Annotated in this window: 14 protein-coding genes and 1 pseudogene; 3 read left to right on the top strand and 12 right to left on the bottom strand. The window is 60.5% G+C overall.

The genetic code is table 11. The features are described 5' to 3' along the window. Positions 1-47: 47 nt before the first annotated feature. A complete protein-coding gene (locus AC3IUE_RS00745; RefSeq protein ID WP_489268731.1) occupies positions 48-893 on the bottom strand; it encodes a sulfotransferase family protein in 846 nt (281 codons plus the stop codon). Positions 894-1,012: 119 nt separating this feature from the next. After that, complete coding sequence (locus AC3IUE_RS00740; protein WP_489264978.1) at positions 1,013-2,584, bottom strand: glycosyltransferase family 39 protein; 1,572 nt, start codon at positions 2,582-2,584, stop codon at positions 1,013-1,015. Between the two features lie 245 nt (positions 2,585-2,829). Between AC3IUE_RS00740 and AC3IUE_RS00735 the strand changes: the two genes are divergently transcribed. Next, on the top strand, positions 2,830-3,417 hold the full coding sequence (locus AC3IUE_RS00735; protein WP_489264976.1) for a phage tail protein: 588 nt from the start codon (positions 2,830-2,832) through the stop codon (positions 3,415-3,417). A 55-nt stretch (positions 3,418-3,472) separates the two neighbouring features. Beyond that, on the top strand, positions 3,473-3,784 hold the full coding sequence (locus tag AC3IUE_RS00730; protein ID WP_056745726.1) for a DUF6916 family protein: 312 nt from the start codon (positions 3,473-3,475) through the stop codon (positions 3,782-3,784). Between the two features lie 121 nt (positions 3,785-3,905). Here AC3IUE_RS00730 and AC3IUE_RS00725 read toward each other — a convergent pair whose 3' ends face one another. Genes AC3IUE_RS00725 through AC3IUE_RS00710 form a run of 4 tightly spaced genes read right to left on the bottom strand, consistent with a single transcriptional unit; the run spans position 3,906 to position 8,601 of the window. Further along, positions 3,906-4,403, bottom strand: coding sequence for a GNAT family N-acetyltransferase (locus AC3IUE_RS00725; protein ID WP_489264973.1), 498 nt, complete (start codon positions 4,401-4,403; stop codon positions 3,906-3,908). 11 nt (positions 4,404-4,414) lie between these two features. Next, complete coding sequence (locus tag AC3IUE_RS00720; RefSeq protein ID WP_489264971.1) at positions 4,415-6,511, bottom strand: efflux RND transporter periplasmic adaptor subunit; 2,097 nt, start codon at positions 6,509-6,511, stop codon at positions 4,415-4,417. Continuing rightward, positions 6,512-7,831 (bottom strand): efflux RND transporter periplasmic adaptor subunit, encoded by a 1,320-nt coding sequence (locus tag AC3IUE_RS00715; RefSeq protein WP_489264969.1) that lies wholly within the window; start codon positions 7,829-7,831, stop codon positions 6,512-6,514. Continuing rightward, entirely contained in the window at positions 7,828-8,601 is a 774-nt protein-coding gene (locus AC3IUE_RS00710; protein ID WP_489264967.1) for an efflux RND transporter periplasmic adaptor subunit, read from the bottom strand. The genes AC3IUE_RS00715 and AC3IUE_RS00710 overlap by 4 nt, the downstream gene beginning before the upstream one ends. Positions 8,602-9,101: 500 nt before the next feature. Here AC3IUE_RS00710 and AC3IUE_RS00705 point away from each other — a divergent pair. Continuing rightward, positions 9,102-9,792 (top strand): annotated as a pseudogene (locus AC3IUE_RS00705) (NYN domain-containing protein). Here the strand turns inward: AC3IUE_RS00705 and AC3IUE_RS00700 are convergent. The 6 genes from AC3IUE_RS00700 to AC3IUE_RS00675 all read right to left on the bottom strand — a co-directional run bounded on the left by AC3IUE_RS00700 (position 9,773) and on the right by AC3IUE_RS00675 (position 17,086). Further along, the gene (locus AC3IUE_RS00700) at positions 9,773-11,359 is read right to left on the bottom strand and encodes an efflux transporter outer membrane subunit (protein WP_489264965.1); all 1,587 of its coding nucleotides are present in this window, start codon (positions 11,357-11,359) and stop codon (positions 9,773-9,775) included. The pseudogene AC3IUE_RS00705 and the gene AC3IUE_RS00700 sit on opposite strands and share 20 nt — an antisense overlap. Further along, positions 11,356-12,426, bottom strand: coding sequence for an HlyD family secretion protein (locus AC3IUE_RS00695; protein WP_489264963.1), 1,071 nt, complete (start codon positions 12,424-12,426; stop codon positions 11,356-11,358). The genes AC3IUE_RS00700 and AC3IUE_RS00695 overlap by 4 nt, the downstream gene beginning before the upstream one ends. A gap of 26 nt (positions 12,427-12,452) precedes the next feature. Then, the gene (locus tag AC3IUE_RS00690; protein WP_489264961.1) at positions 12,453-13,988 is read right to left on the bottom strand and encodes an MFS transporter; all 1,536 of its coding nucleotides are present in this window, start codon (positions 13,986-13,988) and stop codon (positions 12,453-12,455) included. Positions 13,989-14,216: 228 nt separating this feature from the next. Continuing rightward, positions 14,217-15,137: a LysR family transcriptional regulator gene (locus AC3IUE_RS00685; protein ID WP_489264959.1), complete on the bottom strand. Its 921-nt coding sequence runs from the start codon at positions 15,135-15,137 to the stop codon at positions 14,217-14,219. Positions 15,138-15,338: 201 nt separating this feature from the next. Next, positions 15,339-16,205, bottom strand: a complete 867-nt coding sequence (locus tag AC3IUE_RS00680) for an ABC transporter permease (RefSeq protein ID WP_033058673.1) — start codon at positions 16,203-16,205, stop codon at positions 15,339-15,341. Positions 16,206-16,225: 20 nt separating this feature from the next. Further along, a complete protein-coding gene (locus AC3IUE_RS00675) occupies positions 16,226-17,086 on the bottom strand; it encodes an ABC transporter ATP-binding protein (protein ID WP_489268729.1) in 861 nt (286 codons plus the stop codon). Positions 17,087-17,089: the final 3 nt, after the last annotated feature.

The raw sequence follows: 17,089 nt of genomic DNA, 5'->3' as shown, positions 1-17,089 counted from the left end.
TCACCCGAACTCGAACTTTTCTTGAGGCATCAATGAAAATACCGCGATCAACTGATCGCGGCGTCGGCTTTCATACGAATGACATTGGCGGCGCTGGCTGAGCCATCGAGCCAAAAGGACAACTCTGCGTATTGTTTGAACAAATCCGGCGGCAGGATGGTGCGCCGGGTTTGCAATTCAACCTTGGGTTTGACCTTGTGCAGGCCCGCGACCCCAAGGCCCTGATCGAACTCCGGCGCGTCATACGCCAGGTTGTTGAAATCGTGCTCGAACCACGGCTCCTCGATGAAGTCGTAAACCAGCCGCAGTACCCGCTCCGGGGCCTGGGTCAGCAGGTCGTAATCGACCAGCAGCAACGACTCGGCCTGTTCGCCGTAATAGGCTTCCTTGAGCGCCGCCCAGGCAAAGCCCACCAGACGATTGCGCTGAGCCAGGGTTTCACAACGGCTGTAAACGGTGTTGCGCTCAGCCGCGTCGACATACAGCTTGGTGTTTTCATAAGGATTGGCGCGATAAATGCGCTCAAGGCTGTCCATCACCCAGGCGACATTACGCACACAGGCAATCACTTTGGCTTTGGGGAACAGGTCGTTGATGGCCGGCAGGCGCGAGCTCCACAACCGGTTGGTGTCGAACACCACCGGTTTGTCAGCCTTGTCGGCGTAGAAAGAGTCGAACAACCCGCGAAGCAAGCGGCGGCGCATGTCGGTATCGATCACCGCACCAAACTCACTGCCGGCGCTGCATTGATCAAGGACACTGCTGAAGAGGGAACCGACCGGGCTGGTCATCCCCGCATGAAAGCGCGGATTCTGCAAAAGGATCGCAGAAAGCAGGGTCGAGCCTGAGCGCGGCAAGCCGGAAATAAAATGGAACTGTGGCAATCCCTTCACCCTAGTCATAAATCCTTTATGTATGACCGAGCCTAGACCATGAATGGCGTTACGGGTAATGGTGTTTTGATATCAAATCGAAACTAAATCGTCTGAAAAACGCGATTTTTGTTACAGGCTCAATGCAACACGAACAAACGCGCGTTGGCGCCTCCCGCCTGCGTTTGGCCAACGCTCTGCCAGCCTGCGGGCAACGGCGCGAATTCGTTCGGCAAATCGATGGTGCCGATCAACCACACCCGGCCAGTGCCTTTGGGCAAATTACCGAGGCTGTCGAGGTAAATATCCTGCGTCACCAGCGTGCCGAAGCCATAGGCATTCGGCCGGCTCGAAGCGCCATTGGCCAACGGCGGGGTGTACAGCAGCGGTTTCGCTTCGGTGCGGTTGTAATAGACGTAACTGAGGTACCAGAGCATGTCGCTGGTGACGATCCGGTCACCGGGAATGAAGTGCTGGTTCACGTAGTCGACCATGACGCTGATTTGATCTTTGGTATCGACCGTGGCGTTGTTGTTCAGGCCCACCAGTTCGACGCCGACAAACAACACCAGCACCGTCACGGCCAGCACCCGGAAGACGGCGTACAGGCGATCAATGGCCAATGCGGCAATCATCGGTAAGCCGAGGGCATACGCGGTGAGGTAACGCTCGATGAACACCGGCGAGATAAACGACACCGAAAACACCAGCAACAACGGCAAAACGGTGTAGATCACCAGCAACGCACTGCCACGAATGACACTGCGATCCCGCGCCAGCGCCACCCACACCAAGGCCAGCGACGCCAAGGGCAACGTGATGAAAATCCATGTGGGCAGGTTCTCGCCATCGTCCTGGATCAGGAACGACCAGATCATCGAAGGTAACGAGGCGAAGGTGACCGGTGTCTCCCACCCGACATCGCCATTGGCTTTGAGTTGATCCATGTGTTGAATCAGATCGATCAGGTTGGGCACCCACGGCAAGTACACCAACACGATCGCCACGTTCGCCCACCACCAGCCGGGCTGCTGGATATGCCGCAAGCGATAGCCGGGCTGTACGCGGATCAGCCCCAGGTACAGCCAGTGACACAGCACGCACAGGGCCGTGAAGTAATGGGTGTAGAACGCCGCGCTCATCAGTAATGCGTAAATCACCAGATAGCGTTGACGTCCGGGGTGTTTGATCCAGTAAACCAGGGCAACCGTGGCACCGATCAACCACAGCCCCAGCAACGAATACATGCGCACTTCCTGGCTGTAACGCACGGCGGTAGGCAGCAGCGCCAACAAGACGCCGGCCAATAACGCGGCGCGGCGAGTGGCGAGCAAGTCCACCAGCCAGACGCCCAGCGCCACGGTGGCAATCCCTGGTAGCGCACTCAAGATTCGAATCGAAAAAATGCCATCGCCGAACAGTTCGATCCAGCCATGCAGCAGCATGAAATACAGCGGCGGATGCACATCATGGGCGGCATGCGTCCAGATATCGGCCAGCGAATACTGGCTCATCAGCAGACTGGAACCTTCATCGCCCCATATAGCCGCCGCTGTCAGGTCATAAAAACGTGCCAGCGCGGCCAATGCCAGAATCGGCAGCAGCCAATGCTCGCGCACCCATCGAAGCAAGCGTTGAACACTCGCCCAGGCGCCGGGTGCCGCGTGGGGGCCTTGGGTGCCGTCAAGCGGCGTTTCTCTGTGCGCCTCCATTGCCTCCCCTCGGGACTGCCGGTGAAAAATCTTGATGCTTGCCATCACTGTAGGACAGCCACAGCGCCGTCGTCGATGCTGGCTTTACGACCAACGACATTCGACGGCCATGCGGATCAACTACGCTCTGGCGTGGCGTGACCCAGCCACGGAGATGAATGGAGTCGGCTGATCGCAACGATGTGCCCGGATGCCCGGGCCACCCTTGTCGCGCGCCAGACAACTAACCTGAGGGATGAGGACTTATGGAAGTATTTATCGGCACTATTCAACCTTTCGCCTTTAACTTCGCGCCCAGCGGCTGGGCCCTGTGCAATGGCCAGACGCTGAACATCTCGCAATACAACACGGTTTTTGCATTGCTGGGCGTCAACTTCGGAGGCGATGGCACCACCAGCTTCATGCTGCCCAACCTGCAAGGCCGGATGCCGGTGTGCATGGGCAACGGGCTGAATCTGACCCCGCGCGTCATCGGCGAGCTCTCCGGGACCGAGAAAGTCACCGCCACCATCACCAACCTGCCCAATCACACCCACGCCTTGTCCGGGCTCACGGCCACCACCACCCTGCAACTGGCCAGCCCGGCAAGCAACCCGGTCACCAACCCGACCGCGACCAACTCGTACATCGGTGCCTCGGGCGGCGGCCCGGGTTCGGCGAGCATCTACTCCGATGCGCAAGGCGCTTCAGCCGTGCCACTCAAAGGCGTGGCCACCACGGTCACGGGGGAAATCTCGTCCGCCGGTAATGGCTTGCCCATGGAAACGATGAACCCCTTCCTGGTGCTCAACTTCAGCATCGCCCTGAACGGGTTGTTCCCTTCGCGCAACTGAGGACGCGCCGGGGGATTCAACTCCCCCGGCCACTTTCGATTCTTGGAGTGACACCATGCTGCAACAGGTTCAAAGCCAACACTTTCAGGCGCTGCTGGGCAAGACGGGGACGCTGCGGCTGCCGGATGGCAGTGAATTGCCGATCCATATCGACAACCTTGAGGAAACACCCCGCTCGCGGATGCCCAACAACGAGCGCATGCCGTTCAGCGTCGAGCTCAACAGCCTGCGACCCACAGAGTTTGTCGATGGGTTATGTGCGCTGGAATTGCCGGAACTGGGTCAGGTGGAAAACATCTTTGTCTCCCGGGTGCCGGCCATGGGACGGGACCCGGGCGTGGGTTATTTTTACATCGCCTTCAACTGAACGCACGCAATCCCAATGTGGGAGCGAGCCTGCTCGCGAAAGCGGTTTAACATTCAACATTAAAGGCGGCTGACCCACCGCCTTCGCGAGCAGGCTCGCTCCCACAGGGTCAGTGGTGTGCTCAGCCCTTCGGATACCACACCAACCGCTCCGCCGCCGGGTTGCGCTCTTCGACCTGAAACCCCAGCGCCAGGTAATGCTGGCGCGCATGGGGATTGTTAGCCCAGACCACCGTCGCTACCGGACAACGAACCTGTTGCGCCGCTTGCTGCACACCTTGCAGTACCTTGCGGCCATAGCCCTGGCCGCGAGCCTGAGGAATGAACGCCAGGTACAGCACACGAATTTCATTCGGACCAAAATCGGTGGTCAGCGCACCGATGGCCGTGTCGAGCTTCTCGATAACGTAATGCATGGCGTTGGGGAAACGTTCTCCCAGACCTTGCTCCTGCACTCGAAACTGCTGGGCCACCACCTGCTCAACCACCTCTTGCTCACCATCAATCCACTGCAAATCCGGCCGCGCGGCCTGATAAAGACTCTGCAAAAAAGCCCCATCGCTGGCCCGTGAAGGCCGAACCACCAAGCCATCGGCCGCCACTGAATCGGTATTTGCCATCGCAGCTCTCCTTAAAAACCGCTTTCCCTTACGCCCAGCGCCGCCAGACGCCGCCAAGCGACACCCAGCAACGACTCGCCGCGCCCCTGCAACACCACAATGCCGCGCAAGGGTTGCACCGGGGTTGGTACGTCCTCGAGGACGCTCAACCGCGCCCCATATTGAGCCTGTACCGGCTCCGCCCTTTGATGCTGATCCCGGCGCACGGCAATCGGTCCATGGTGATCGGAGGTCAACGCTTCCTGATCGACAAATTCCGCACCGTTGGTGTCGATTTCGCTCAGTTGCACGGCGATCGCCGGGTGCATCGGATCGTCGGCGATGAAGCGTCCGCTGGCGCCCGTGGCGACACGCCAGAGCTCGACTTCGGCCAGATAACCGCGCAACCGCGCGCCGTCTTCGACCACCCGCGCCAGCGGATCTTTGGTTGATAACCAGCGACCGACCGTCAACTGCGGCAACAGATCGCGCACCTTGCCGGCGTGGGGCGCCCGCAGCAGCAGGCGCTCACGCTGGGCGGCCAGGCCTCGGTATTCGGCGACCGCTTCGGCCAGGCGCTGTTCGACGATACCGGCGTCGGCGGCTGTTTCACTGCGGCTAGCTTGACGGCGCATTTGCAACTGCTGGATCTGGATTTCGCGACGGGCGATGGCCTGACGCGAATCCAGGTCCGGGGATTCCAGCTCGATCAATACCTGGCCCTGGGCAACCGCTTCACCATCGTGAACATTCACCGTTTTGACCCGCGCCGCGACTGGCGCATGCAAGGCACTGGCGCGGCCAGCCTCCAACATCGTCGGCAACTCAACGGCGCTGCGCCACGGCACGACCAGCATCAGCAACAGCCCAAGCAAGGCCAGACCACTGAGCAGCACCCGAGGCGCATGCGCCTGTTCGCGGCGAGTCCACCATTGCCGCCACTCACTCATGATCGGCAGGAAGATGAACCACACCAGCTCCACCAGCATCAGGAAAATCCCCAACACCTTGAAGAACAGGTGGTAGACCGCCAGCGCAATCCCGAAAAACAACGCCGCGCGCCACAGCCACGAGCCGTAACCCCAGATCAGCAAACGCCGTTGCATCTTCGGCGACCAGGGCTCCGGCGCCGGCGCACCGTAACCGAATAAAAACTCACGCAAGCGCCAGCGACAAAGGTCAAACGCTCGCCCCTGAAGGTTGTCGACCTGCCAATAGTCGCTGAGTAAAAAATAGCCATCGAAACGCATGAACGGGTTGAGGTTGATCACCAATGTGGTCATCCAGGTGGCGCTGGCGAGCATGAAGGCCGCCGTGCGTCCGGGACCGTCTGGCAGCAGCGACCAGGCGAGCAGCGCGATGCTCGCCAAAAGCAATTCCGCCAGTACGCCGCCGGCGCCAATCAGCAGCCGCGCGCGGCGATCATTGACCCGCCAGGCATCGCTGACATCGGTGTAAAACATCGGTAGCAACACCATGAACGCCACGCCCATGCTCTGCACTCGACAACCGGCGCGCTTGGCCATGAAGGCGTGACCGAACTCGTGACAAAGCTTGGCGAAGAACAGCGCCACGCCGAACGCCAGCGCGCCGCCGAGGCTGAACAGATGCGGAAAAGTCGCGATGAAGCGCTGCCAGTCCCGTGACACCAGAAACACGCCGAGCCCCAGGGTTATCGGCAATCCATAGCGCAACGCGCGCGGGCCGAAGCGCTCCAGCCATGGCCAGGCGCGATTGAGAAAAGCGTCCGGGCGCCACAGCGGAATGCGAAAAAACAGGTATTGGTGCAGCAAGATCTGCCACAGCGACTGCCGTTGAGCGGCCGCTTTGAGGCTGTAACTGGCGCGCTGTTGCGGATCGAGGGCGGTGATCAGGTCGTGGCTGCGCAAAAAGCCCAGCAATTGCTCAAGCTCCGCGCCATCCAGTGGCAAACCTGGCTCGCGGTTGGCTGCACGCAGCACTTGCTCGGGATCACCCAAGGACCAGTGGCGCAGCAGGCGCATCGCCGCCACGCCGAGTTTGAAATAGCGACCGCGCACCGGATCGGCCAAGGTCCAGCGCGGCGAGCCATCGAGCGCCGGTGATGCAGGCGTCAGCTGCAAATCTGCACGCAGGTTCGGCAGGCTCATCTAAAGCCCCACGCTCTGGCGCAAACCGGCCAGGGGTTTGCGTAACAGGTACAACGCCAGCGGCGCACGATCACCGAAGACTTTCGCTGTCCCTCGCAGCCCGATACGCGGTGGCGTTTGCTGGAAACTGGCGTCGAGCCGATAAGCCAACTGACCACCGGCCGTGGGTTGTGCTTCGTATGCCGCGCGTTCGAGCCGGGCCAGATGCCGTTGCAATGGATCGCTGTCGAGAAACAGCGCGACCTGCGCACCCGGCTCCAGCGCAATCGCATCGCCGACCGCCAGTTCGATGCGCAACTCAGCCTGGGTCGGGTCGGCGATTTCCATCAGCCGCTCGCCGGTCTGCACCGGTTTACCGGTCCAGCGTTCCGCGTCGGCGAACACCGCAATACCACCCCGCTCGGCGCACACTTCGCTGCGTTTGAGCAGTTCGCGGGCGTAATCGCGTTCAGCACGTTTTTGCTCGACTCGCGCGGCCAGCAGATCGATTTTCGAGCTGGATTCGGCGTCGGCAAACGAGCGTTGGGAGTTGGCCTTCAGCTCAGCTTCAGCAACGCCCAAGGCGCGCTCGGCCACATCGGCCTGAGCCCGAAGCGTGGTGCTTTCGAAGCGCAACAACAGGTCGCCGGCTTTCACCGTCTGATTGGGTTTGACCAGGAACTCGGCTATCACCCCGTCCAGCGGCGCCGCAACGACTCGACCGCCGAGCGGAACGACTTCGGCCGGTGCCAGCACCGATTGGCGCACCGGAATGAGCAGCCCGAGCAATACCACCGCGACCAGCGCCACCTGACGCTTTCGCGTCCAGCGCAGTCGCCACGGTTTGCGCGGTTGCAGCGCCAGCCAGGCATGGCTGTAGGTGTCACCCAATTGCGACAGCAACACTTGCTCGGAAGGATTCCACGGCAGATCCCGCGCCAGCCACAGACCGCCAAACACCTCACCTTGGTGATCAATCAGCGGCAGCCAGAACACCTGAGCCGCGGAAAGACTTTGCCAGTCCGCCTGAATCGACTCACTGAGAACATTCGCCGGAATCACCCGCGCCTGTTTCAGCACCTCGAGCTTGAACAACTGCGCCACTGCCTGCTCGACAAACGCCACGAACGGCGCATTCGGCTCCACCGCACTGACACCCGTCACGGCCTGCACCTTGCCGGCAATCACCAGCGCCGCATGGCGAAAGCCGAACAGCGCCTGACCGTCATTGACCAGGCTATAGGCCAATTGCGAAGGCGTGCGAGCGGCGCGGGTCAGGCGTTCGAGATCCAGAAACCTTGCGAACACCTGTTCAGCGCCACCCGTGACCGGGGCGTTCACTTGAACTCCGCGAAACGCGCCGTGCCGCTCATGCCGGCCAGCAAACCGTTGGCGTTGGGAAGCGTCGCCACCAGCAGCAAGGTCTGACTGCCTTCGTCAATCCGCGCGCCGAGGCGTTTGACCGTGGCGTCCAGTGGCTGACCGGTTTCATCGGGAACAAAACTGAAGGTCTGGCCAGGCTTGAGCCGGGCCATCCAGCGTGACGGCACCAGCAGATGAATTTCCAGAGTGCGGTTGTCGACCACGTCCAGTAACGGCGTGCCGGCAGCGACGCTTTCATAACGCTTGACCTTGCGCTCGACGACCTGGCCGTCGAACGGCGCCAGCACGCTGCAGCGTTTGACCTGGACCTGATAAACCTGGGATTGCGCCTGAGTCTCGCTGACCTTGGCCTCGGCCCGCGCCACTTCAAAACGCCCGACCGAATTCAACGCCGCCAATTGCTTGTTGTGGGACAGTTCTTCACCAGCACCACGGCTGGCAGCTTGAGCCGCATTGAGCTGGGCCTGATAAGCCGAACAATCGAAACGCGCCAGAGTGTCGCCCTTCTTGAACGACTCGCCCTCACTGAACGGCAACTCGACAATACGCCCGGACAACTCACTCGCCAGCACCGCCTGATCCCGGGCCCGCAGCACGCCACGGGCCTCACTGCTGGCGCTTGCACTGCCGCCGCTGTCCAGCAGCGGATCATCGGGCGCAGGTGTTTGCGCCTGTACAACACACGTTACAAAGGTCAATCCAATAACCCACACACGAACACGCCGCATAACCGTTACTCCCTGACGGATGAGCGGAGTCTATGACAGCGTGGGTGGGCGTCAAGCAGATGGCCGTCATTGGATGGAAATGTCCGGTTTCAAAAAGGATATTTTTTCAGTGTGGTGGGTTGATCGCAGTCTCATTGAGTCAGTGGTATTAAATCTCACACAAATTTGGGAATCTTCACTCGATTAAAAATGAAGGGTAATAGTGGACATTCACATCTCTACACACTCCCGTTCATTGCCACTATTACGTCGTAATAATTGTTAATAGTTGAAGCCAGAAGCGCCTTGACCATCGACCAGGCGAATGCACAAGACTGGCTCGCCGGCGCTGAAAAACATTCAGCCGAGTAGAGCCTCGATCAGTCAACAGTTGACGCATATGGCGAACGCCATTTAGGATCTGACCACTACTCAACCCCGTACGCAGAGATTCAGTTCTCTGGCAGTTGGGGTGAAAAAACCGGCTTCGGCCGGTTTTTTCGTTTCTGAGGATTGGATTTGTGCGCACTGCGTTCTTTGTTGACGGTTACAACGTGTTCTACGGGTTGCTGGCTGGCACGCCTTACAAATGGCTGAATCTGCCGCTGTTGCTGACGCATATTGCCCATATTGAAAACCCTCATAGCGCTCTCGCCTCAGTCGACTATTTCACGTCCTCGGTCAAACCTGAGCTTGCTACTCGCGGCAAAATTTCAAAAGAGGCTCAAGACACGTACGTCCGCGCTCTGAAGGCCAACAACGTCACTGTTCATTACGGCCGCCACCAACTTGAGCGCGCAAACGCTCCGCGTTTTATCGACAAAAAAAATAGGTGCCTCGCGCCAAGATATAGTCGCGATATGGAAACTCGAAGAGAAAGAAACTGACGTCCATATCGCAATAAGCATGTATCGCACTGCAGCCAAGCAGGCCGATATCCATATTGCTGAACGCATACAACAGTTCGTTCTGGTATCCGGGGATACTGATTTGACTCCCGCGTTGAGAGCTATCCGAGAAGACTTCCCTCAAATCACGGTGGGCGTCGTTCTTCCATGCCGGACTGGATTCAAACGCTCTCCACCCGGTTCGCTAATAGAATATTCCCACTGGATGCGCCGAGTCGTCTCCTCAGAAGAGTTGCTGGCGCACCAGTTTCCAACTCGAGTGCCGACTCATAAGGCTCCCGCCATCAAACCGGATTATTGGTAACAACATCTGCCAACGGATACACCGACTCCCATCCCCCACCCAGCGCCTTATACAAACCAACCATCGCCAACGAAACCCCGGTCGAACTCTCCACGAACTGCTCCTGAGTCGCCAGCAACGCGCCTTGCACCGTCAGCACGTTAACGAAATCCACCACCCCTTCCACGTATTGCTGTTGCGCGGTGCGTAGCGCGATCTGGTTTTGGCGGACGGCTTCGGCAAGGCTGTCGCGACGCAGTTGGCTGGCGTTGTAGGCGGTCAGTTGATCGTCGATTTCATGCCAGGCGCGCAGTACGGTTTGTTGGTAGGCGATGGCGGCTTCCTGTTGTTGGGCTTCGCGCAAGTGCAGCACGCCGCGCAAGCGTCCGCCATCAAACAGCGGCAGGCTGAACTGCGGGCCGATACCGAACGAGCGCGAGCCCCAGGAGCCGAAATCGCCGAGTTGCATGGCTTGCGACCCGAGGTTGCCCGACAGGGTGATCCGCGGATAGAAATCACCCTTGGCCACACCGATGCTCGCGGTCGCGGCATGCAGGCGGGCTTCGGCCTGGCGGATGTCCGGGCGGCGGGCGGCCAGTTGCGACGGCAGGCCGATAGCGACCTGACGCGGGGTTTGCGGCACCGGGGCGTTTGTGGATAACTCGGCGGACAGCGCTTGCGGCGGCTCGCCCATCAACAGGCTCAAGGCGTTGATCAGTTGCGACTGGCGCTGCTCCAGCGCGGGCAGACGCGACTTGATAGCCGCTACCTGGGCGGCGGCTTCGGCGACATCCAGGTCGGTGGCGACACCGTCGGCCAGGCGCAGCTGCGAGAGTTTCAGGCTGTGGCGGGCGACGTCGAGGTTCTCCTCGGTGACGGCTCGCGTACTTTGCACACCGCGCAGCTGAATGTAGTCCTGGGCGGTTTCGGCGAGCACCGACAGCAGCACGCCGCGTCGGTCGTTTTCCGCGACTTCCAGGGTCGCGTCAGCCGCTTCGGTTTCGCGACGCACACGGCCCCAGACATCCAGTTCCCAGGATGCGGAGAAGCCTGCGTCCCACAGGTTGTACGCCGAGTCGCCGTTGTGTCCTGACGGATCGTTTAAGCCTTCGCCGCTGTTGCGTTTACGCCCGTAGCTGCCAGTGGCGGCGGTATTCGGGTAACGGTCGGCGGTGATCACCTGACGCACGGCGCGACTTTGCTGCAAACGGCTACTGGCGAGTTTCAGGTCGAGGTTGTCGGTCAAGGCACGTTGAGTCAGGGCCGAGAGTTTCGGGTCGTGGAACACCTCCCACCAGCGTTCGCCCATGGTCTCGGCGATGGCTTGGCTGGCGGCGGACTTTGACGGTTTCGACCACTCGGCGATTTGCGGTGCCTGAGGCTTTTGAAAGTCCGGGCCGACGGTGCAGGCTGAAAGGTTCATGACCAGCAAAGTGCAGAGGGTAAGTTGGGGCCACCGGCCTCTTCGCGAGCAGGCTCGCTCCCACAGGGGATCTTTTTCTGCTCCATGAATCTGTGCATTGCCTAGATCCAATGTGGGAGCGAGCCTGCTCGCGAAGGCGTCAGCGTAATCGACAAAAATCTTCATCGTTGCGCGACCTCATGCTCATTGGCGCTGGCGCTTGCAGTATCAATACTCGCCTCAACCGACATCCCCACGCGCAACCGCGCCGCCAACGGCTGACCCGGATCAAGCACGATTTTCACCGGAATCCGTTGCACCACCTTGGTGAAGTTGCCGGTGGCGTTGTCCGGTTTGACCGAGGCGAACGTCACACCCGTGGCCGGTGCGATGCTCTCGACTCGACCGCTCAGAGCCTCGCCACCGAGGCTGTCGACACGCACTTGCACTTCCTGTCCCGGCTGCACGTCGGTCAGTTGGGTCTCCTGAAAATTGGCGACCACATAGGCCTGCGCAAGCGGCACCACCGCAAGGATTTTGCTCCCCGGCGTGACATAGGCGCCGACCCGAACGGCGCGCTCGCCGACCATTCCGTCCTGAGGTGCAACGATGCGTGTATAGGACAGCTCGTAGCTGGCCATTTCCAACGCCGCTTGCGCCCGTTTCAGCCCGCCTTCAGCCGCGTCACGCTGAGCGGTGAGGATTTCCACCTGCTTGCGCTCCGCCGCCAGCATTGCCGTCACGTTAGCCAGCCGCGCGGTGGCCTGATCGATGCGGGTCCGCGCTTGCTGGGCGTTCTGCACCGTACCGGCGCCTACCCCGGCGAGGTGGTTGTAGCGATTCAATTCATGCTCGGCGAAGGCCATTTCAGCCTTGGCCGACACGACCGTGGCTTGGGCCTGAGCGATCACCGAAGCCTGACGCTCAAGGGTCGCACGGGCATTTTGCAGTTGCGCCCTGGCCACCAGAGTTTCGGCGTCTGCCGCTTGGGCGGCGGCACGCAAATCACGGTCATCAATCAACGCCAGCAACTGCCCGGCCTTGACCTGCTGATTGTCCTCCACCAGCACTTCCTTGATGAACCCGGCCACGCGCGGCACCACCAGCGTGAAGTCCGCCGAGACAAAGGCGTCATTGGTGTTCTGCTGCGTGCGCTTGCCGAACAGGCCGGGCGCCAGCAAATAAACCAGCACCCCGAGCGCCACCACCGCGGCGACGCCAACGGCCACTTTTTGCTTTGATTGAGTCGTCATAAAAACCTTCTGTTTCAGTGAAGCATTCAAGTCGGCGCGCGCGGCGGATAGATCCGCGCCGGCAGCCAGAAAATCAGCAGGATCAACGCCAGTGCGACGCCGGCCATGCACAAATAAAGATCCGATGCCGTCAGCACCACGGCCTGCTCATGCAGCCGGTGGGCAAGGCCCGCGCTGTCGTTGTCGACCAGGGGTGAATTGCCGAGGTTGTCCACCAGCATCACCGAGTGGAAATGCAGCCTTGAGGTGGTCAACGCCTCCAGTACGCCGGTGGCGATCACCGCCGCCAGGCCTTTTACGGTGTTGAACCAGGCCGAAGCGAAGGGCCCTTCCATCGGGCTGATGCTGCCGGTGGAGAGCATCAACAGCGGCAGCACCGCCATCGGCTGACCGAAGATTTGCAGCAGTTGCAGCACGTAGAAATCGTCGCGAATCCACACCGACGTCAGCTGCGACCCACCGATGCAGGACAGCGTCAGCATGCTCAGGCCGATCCCCAGCACCCAGCGGCAATCGACCCAACGCAGGTTGCACAACGCCGCCACCAACGGCAGCGCGATCAACTGCGGCAACGCTGCCAGCAACATGATCGGCGCGGTCTGAACCGGGCGATAACCCTGTACCTGCGCCAGGTAGCTGGACGGAATAATGATCACCGCCAGCAGCACCACCAACACCCCGGCCAGGGTCAGCAAAGCGAACGACAGGTTGCGGATGCCGAGCATCTGCATCTTGAAAAACGGCATCGGCTGCGACCATTCATTGATCAGGAACAACACCAGCAACAGCACCCCACCCCCGAGTAATCCGCAGATCAGGCTCGACTCGAACCAGTCCAGCCGATTGCCTTGCAAAATGCCGATCACCAGCATGCAGATCGCCGGAAACCCCAGCAGCAAGCCGCGCCAGTTAAATTGTTTGAAGCGCTCCAGGCGCAACGGGTCCTGGGGCAAGCCATACGCCACCGCGACCATGGCGATCAGGCACGGCGCGATGATTTGCCAGAAGGTCCACTGCCATCCGACGTGTTCGGTCCACAACCCGGCCAGTGGCGTGCCGAGGCCTGGGCCGAACGTCGCGGTCAGGGCATAACCGGCCAGACCATAAAGCTTCACGTTGGCCGGTAAAAAACGCAGCGCGACGGTCATCAGCATCGGCGGCAACGCACCGCCCGCCAAGCCTTGCAAGGTGCGAATGACCAGCAGGCTTTCGTAGTTTGGAGCGAACGGGCACAACACGCCCAACAGGGTGAATGCGCTGATGGCGCAGAGGGTGAACCGTCGCAGCGAGAACGTCACCGAGCACCACGGCGCGAAAGCCATGGCCGTCACCGAGGTCGCGGTGTAACTGGCAACCAGCCAGGTGCCTTCGTCGTAGCCGATGGCCAATGCGCCGCGGATGTCGGCGAGGGCAACCTTGGTCACCATCTCGTTCAGGCCCGACACCAGCACCGCCAACAACACGCCCACCAGACCGATGATGATCCGCGGACCAAAGACCGGCGGCGTGACGGCAGCCGGGCTGGCCGCGGCGAGAGGTGCCGTGACCGTGAGGGAAGTCATGACTGCAAGCTCCGGGGTTTGAATACCGAAGCATTTTAAGAAGCGCGGGACCTTACGAAAATTGACTTATTGGCAGCTTATAAGTGCGTCCCATGCAGCAATTGATCGTTCCCACGCTCTGCGTGGGAATGCAGCCCGGGACGCTCCGCGTCCCTTTCGCGAACTGGAACGCGGAGCGTCCCTAGAGGCATTCCCACGCAGAGCGTGGGAACGATCTTGTGATCAATCTCAGGTGGGTTGTGCGGCCAGCCACGTTTCGTCGCAACAGGTTTTGAGGGTTTCGCGCAGCCAGCGATGGGCCGGATCCTTGTCGAAACGTGGGTGCCAAGACTGGGTCAGCATAAGGGTCGGCAGCGGAATCGGCAGCGTGAAGGAACGCAGCTTCAGACCCAGGCGCTGGACGCTCAGCAATGCCTCCTTGGGCACCGGCAGAATCAAATCGGAATCAGGCAAGGCAAACATCGCGGCATGGAAACTCGGTGCAATCACCGCCACCCGCCGCTCCAGCCCCAACGCATTGAGCGCGGTATCGATCGGGCCACGGGCGATGCCGCGGCGGGACATGCAGATATGGGAAAACCCGGCGAAACGCTCGGCTGTGATCTCTTCGTCGAACAGCGGATGGTCCTCGCGAACCAGGCCGACGAAATGAGTTGAGAACAGATTCTGAATCTTCACTTCCGGGGTCAACGGCCGGGTATTACTGATGCTCAGGTCGATCCGCCCTTCGCGTAGCGCCTCATCATCGCCATCGCCTTCCGGCACAAAACGCAGTTCGCAGTGCGGCGCCTGACGATCCAGGGTGTCGAACAGTTTCCCGCCGTAAACACCGACGAAAAAGTCATTGGCGCGAATGCTGAACCGACGGCGCAACGTGCCCAGCTCCACCGCATCGGCCGAACGAAACAACAGCGCGGCCTGCTCCACCACGTCACGCACCTGCTCGCGCAACGCCAGCGCCTTGGGTGTCGGCACCAAACCGCGACCGGCGCGCACCAGAATCGGATCGCCGATGGCCTCGCGAATGCGCGTCAGCGTCCGGCTCATGGCCGCCGGGCTGAGATTCATGCGCCGCGCGGCGCCCACCACACTGCCCTCGTCGAGCAAGGCGTCGAGGGCGACCAACAAGTTCATGTCCGGGAGTTGCATGCTGAGCACTCGTGTCTGATCTGGATTGATTCAGACGCAATGCTAACAAACATCCCTCAATTGATGTGTTGGCTGGGCGGGCCCCATCGCGAGCAGGCTCGCTCCCACAGGGTTATGTGTCGAATACAGGGTCTGCATCCACTGAAGATCACTGTGGGAGTGAGCCGGCTCGCGATGGCGTCAGACCTGTCATCACAAATCTTACCGCTGCATCCCCCAACGCTTCACCGTGACCCGCTCCAACGTGCTGAACACCAGGTTTTCCACCAGCAAGCCGATCAGGATCACCACCGCCAACCCGGCAAACACCTTGTCGGTGTACAGCTCATTGCGGTTCTGGAAGATGTACCAGCCCAAGCCGCCCTTGCCACTGGTGGCGCCGAACACCAATTCAGCGGCGATCAGCGTGCGCCAGGCGAAGGCCCAGCCGATTTTCAGCCCGGCGAGAATCGATGGCAGCGCTGCCGGAATCAGGATGAACAGCACGAAGCGCATGCCTTTGAGGCCGTAATTGCGCCCGGCCATGCGCAGGGTTTCCGAGACACCGAGGAACCCGGCATAGGTATTCAACGCCAATGCCCAGAGCACCGAATGCACCAACACAAAAATGAGGCTGTTCTGCCCCAGACCGAACCACAGCAGCGCCAACGGCAACAGCGCGATCGCCGGCAGCGGGTTGAACATTGAGGTCAACGTACTCAACAAGTCGCGGCCAAACTGCGTCGACACCGCCAGCGTGGTCAGGGCAAACGCCAGCACGATGCCGATCAGGTAACCCTTGAGCAACACCACCAGGGAAATCCACACCTTGCCCAGCAACTCGCCACTGAGCAGACCGTCGTACAGCGCGCTCCCGGTTTGCAGAAAACTCGGCAGCAGCAAGTCGTTGTTCTGAACACGGGCAACCACCTCCCACAGGACCGCGAGCAAAATCAGGATCAGGCTTTTGCGTAACCAGCCTTGTTGCCAGAGGCGCTGACCGAGCGGTAATTCACGCTCCAGCGGCACACTCGTCAGCGGTTGCAACACCGTTTCAAATTCTTCACGCGGGGATGATAAAAGGCTCATCGGGCACTCCTCTCAATGGCTCAATAAGCGATGCGGATGTCGGAGAAATCCAGTTCACGATCGGTTTCAGGGGACTGACCTTCATCGAACAACAACCGATGAATCCGCCGCGCCGATTCCTGGAATGCCACGCCGCCGAGGCTGTGCAAGTCGTATTGATGGCTGTGGACTTCCGCCCGCACCCGCCCCGGATGCGGCGACAGCAGCAGAATTCGATTGCCCACCACCAGCGCTTCTTCGATGGAGTGAGTGACGAACAGCAGCGTGAAGCGCACTTCTTCCCAGAGCAGCAGCAATTCTTCCTGCATCTTGCGGCGGGTCAACGCATCGAGGGCGGCGAAGGGTTCGTCCATCAAGAGGATTTTCGGCTGCATGGCCAACGCACGAGCAATCGCCACACGCGCTTTCATGCCACCGGACAAGGTATGCGGGTAGGCATCGGCAAACGCCGCCAGTCCGACCTTGTCCAGGTAGTGCAGCGCTCGTTCCTCGGCTTCTTTGCGCTTCAGGGTTTTCGAGGCAAGCAGCGGGAACATCACGTTCTGTTTGACGGTTTTCCACGGCGGCAGTTGATCGAATTCCTGGAACACCACGATCCGGTCCGGCCCCGGGACATGAACGGTTTGCCCCTGAAGACGGATTTCCCCTTCACACGGCTGGATGAACCCGGCGACCGCCTTGAGCAACGTTGATTTACCGCAACCGGACGGACCGAGCAGCACAAAGCGGTCCGCCGGATCGATTTCAAAACTGACCTGATGGGTCGCTCGAACCACCCGCTGAGGCGTGCGGTATTCGAGGCTGACGTTGTCGACCGACAGCAGCGCTTGGGCTGCCGCGATCGGTTTGCTGACCGTGTGGCCTTGCAAAGGGGCGTTCATCTC

The organism is Pseudomonas sp. GL_093, assembly GCF_057837605.1.
This window is presented reverse-complemented; position numbering and strand designations above follow the sequence as displayed.

What these genes read in the sequence shown, in the direction of transcription:
- AC3IUE_RS00720 (WP_489264971.1), bottom strand. Translation starts at nt 6,511, where the DNA reads ATGAGCCTGCCGAACCTGCGTGCAGATTTGCAGCTGACGCCTGCATCA.
- AC3IUE_RS00675 (WP_489268729.1), bottom strand. Translation starts at nt 17,086, where the DNA reads ATGAACGCCCCTTTGCAAGGCCACACGGTCAGCAAACCGATCGCGGCA.
- AC3IUE_RS00735 (WP_489264976.1), top strand. Translation starts at nt 2,830, where the DNA reads ATGGAAGTATTTATCGGCACTATTCAACCTTTCGCCTTTAACTTCGCG.
- AC3IUE_RS00690 (WP_489264961.1), bottom strand. Translation starts at nt 13,988, where the DNA reads ATGACTTCCCTCACGGTCACGGCACCTCTCGCCGCGGCCAGCCCGGCT.
- AC3IUE_RS00685 (WP_489264959.1), bottom strand. Translation starts at nt 15,137, where the DNA reads ATGCAACTCCCGGACATGAACTTGTTGGTCGCCCTCGACGCCTTGCTC.
- AC3IUE_RS00730 (WP_056745726.1), top strand. Translation starts at nt 3,473, where the DNA reads ATGCTGCAACAGGTTCAAAGCCAACACTTTCAGGCGCTGCTGGGCAAG.
- AC3IUE_RS00680 (WP_033058673.1), bottom strand. Translation starts at nt 16,205, where the DNA reads ATGAGCCTTTTATCATCCCCGCGTGAAGAATTTGAAACGGTGTTGCAA.
- AC3IUE_RS00700 (WP_489264965.1), bottom strand. Translation starts at nt 11,359, where the DNA reads ATGAAGATTTTTGTCGATTACGCTGACGCCTTCGCGAGCAGGCTCGCT.
- AC3IUE_RS00695 (WP_489264963.1), bottom strand. Translation starts at nt 12,426, where the DNA reads ATGACGACTCAATCAAAGCAAAAAGTGGCCGTTGGCGTCGCCGCGGTG.
- AC3IUE_RS00710 (WP_489264967.1), bottom strand. Translation starts at nt 8,601, where the DNA reads ATGCGGCGTGTTCGTGTGTGGGTTATTGGATTGACCTTTGTAACGTGT.
- AC3IUE_RS00725 (WP_489264973.1), bottom strand. Translation starts at nt 4,403, where the DNA reads ATGGCAAATACCGATTCAGTGGCGGCCGATGGCTTGGTGGTTCGGCCT.
- AC3IUE_RS00740 (WP_489264978.1), bottom strand. Translation starts at nt 2,584, where the DNA reads ATGGAGGCGCACAGAGAAACGCCGCTTGACGGCACCCAAGGCCCCCAC.